Origin of the sequence: Bartonella sp. AP21QHHD, from assembly GCF_042196205.1 — a bacterium.
GTDB lineage: Bacteria > Pseudomonadota > Alphaproteobacteria > Rhizobiales > Rhizobiaceae > Bartonella.
The window spans coordinates 1-2,065 of record NZ_JBHIPT010000069.1 but is presented as its reverse complement, the minus strand read 5'-3'; the positions used below and the strand labels follow the sequence as shown (position 1 = coordinate 2,065).

3 protein-coding genes are annotated in these 2,065 nt (G+C 36.4%); 1 reads left to right on the top strand and 2 read right to left on the bottom strand.

Annotated features, from left to right (window positions below; genetic code table 11):
- Together ACFIMC_RS04750 and ACFIMC_RS04745 are read right to left on the bottom strand one after the other, a co-directional pair.
- Positions 1 to 996: dATP/dGTP diphosphohydrolase domain-containing protein (locus tag ACFIMC_RS04750; protein ID WP_375685676.1), on the bottom strand; the 996-nt coding region annotated here is incomplete at its 3' end.
- A 10-nt stretch (positions 997 to 1,006) separates the two neighbouring features.
- Positions 1,007 to 1,285 (bottom strand): hypothetical protein, encoded by a 279-nt coding sequence (locus tag ACFIMC_RS04745; protein ID WP_375635078.1) that lies wholly within the window; start codon positions 1,283 to 1,285, stop codon positions 1,007 to 1,009.
- A 120-nt stretch (positions 1,286 to 1,405) separates the two neighbouring features.
- Between ACFIMC_RS04745 and ACFIMC_RS04740 the strand changes: the two genes are divergently transcribed.
- Positions 1,406 to 1,735 (top strand): helix-turn-helix transcriptional regulator, encoded by a 330-nt coding sequence (locus ACFIMC_RS04740; RefSeq protein WP_208439714.1) that lies wholly within the window; start codon positions 1,406 to 1,408, stop codon positions 1,733 to 1,735.
- Positions 1,736 to 2,065 lie beyond the last annotated feature (330 nt).

The window sequence follows — 2,065 nt, the reverse complement described above, 5'->3', positions numbered from 1 at the left end:
TGCCAAGTGTGATAAATCACTCTCAGCATCCTTATGCTCTCCACCAAACCATGCTAATAAATGACGTAAAGCAGCACCGTGAAACCTGCTCCAGTGCATGCCATTACGCCAATTGTTTGCTCCGTACTTCTTTGCCCCAAACTCTAAAACTTTGCCGATTTCAATCAGTGCCAACGGCGGTATAAGCTCTATACGAGGCTTACCATCATCATTCTTATGCGCTTCGTTTGTGCTATATGAAACGTGTTTACGCATGTAAACTTCGTCGTTATCGCGAAAATCTTCATAGTCACAAACATCGGCATTGCCGTAAATCTTGGCATTCTCTCTAATCTTGGCATGCCCGTGAACTAAGGCGTTATCATAAACTTTAGATTGATCAAAAACATGTGCATGTTCATATACCTTGGCATTCCCATACACACGTGCTTTTGTATAAATTTCAGCATTCCCAAAAATGCGAGAATTCCCATAAACTTCTGCTTGACCTCTAACAAAAGCATTCTCATAAATTTGTGCTTCGCCGTAAACGCGAGAATGATAAACCTTGCTATTACCGTAAATCTTTGCATGATCATAAATATACGCATCACCGAAAACTTCTGCACAACCGTATACTTGTGCATGCCCAAAAACACGTGCCATGCCACCAACACGGGCATCTCCAAAAACACGAGCATTGCCAAAAACATATCCACGGCTAAAGGAATTATCCGAATCATCTACCCAACAATCCCCTTCATGTGATAGGTTACCTTCATGTTCTATAAAACCACCAAAATCACCTTTTTTAACGTTTCCAAAGTCTCTCAGTGCCCGTATGCGACGAAGCATTACAATACCATGTGAATTATTCTTANAATCACCTTTTTTAACGTTTCCAAAGTCTCTCAGTGCCCGTATGCGACGAAGCATTACAATACCATGTGAATTATTCTTATCAGGATAAAGCATAACCCCCTGTTCTATGAATTCATATTTCTTTTCTACAGCCATCATCATCTCCTTAATGCTGTAAAGTTTCTCCGGTGTGATCAACACCGCAGCTCTTGCAAATTTTCGACATTGGGGGGTGTTGCTCTTGCATTAATCTCTGCAAGCGCTCGGGATAAAAAAAATCTTCTGGACGCAAATCTATCCCATGATCACGTGCGTAATCTAAAATTTTTTGCTGGTGTTTTGCTGGCATGTCACGCCATCTATAAACAGATGACACATCTCTTTGCACTATGGTTGCTACAGTTTTGAAACCACCTAAATATTTTATAATTAATCTCGAAGGCATATGTAATCTCCATAACAGCACAATAAATAATTGCGTTTTATGCACAAGTCAACGAAATTATGCTTTTTTATCATTTTTACACATTTGCATAAAAATATATTTTCAAGGATTATACGAACCATGGAACAAGATATTCAGTCCAAACTTAAGCTATGGATTAAAGAGCGTCTTAACGAACGAGGACACGGCGCACAAACATTATTAGCATCACATTTAGAATTACACCCATCAGCAGTGAATCGCATGCTTAATACCTATCAAAATGGTAAAACGCGAGATATAACCATAGATGAACTAGTAAAGATTTCTGAATTTTTTAACGAACCTCCCCCCAGTTTTTACAAAGAAGTAGACTTAGATTTTATGAAAATATGTGCATCACTTGATCCAGTTGACAAAGAAGCGGTGCTTGATTTTCTTGAATTATTAAAAAAATTAAAAACAAAATAAGTAATAATTAACTGCTCTTTTTCATTGAATAATGAAAAAACAGATTCTATTTTTTTATCTATATCGCTCATAAACATCTCCCAAATTGTGGATAGCGCATAATTTAATTATATATTTTAAGATTTATTTTTGCGTTTTATGCAAAATTTTAATTGACTTGTGCATAAAATACAATTATCACTGCACCATACCCCGAAAAAAAAAACCTATGTCAAGGCGTTTTTTTCAAAATGTATTTAAATATTTTGATATGGAGGCATTTGTGAATAAACCAGTGTTTATAAATTCTGATGAAATTCTCTTAGTGATGTGCGAAAATGAAGAACAAAA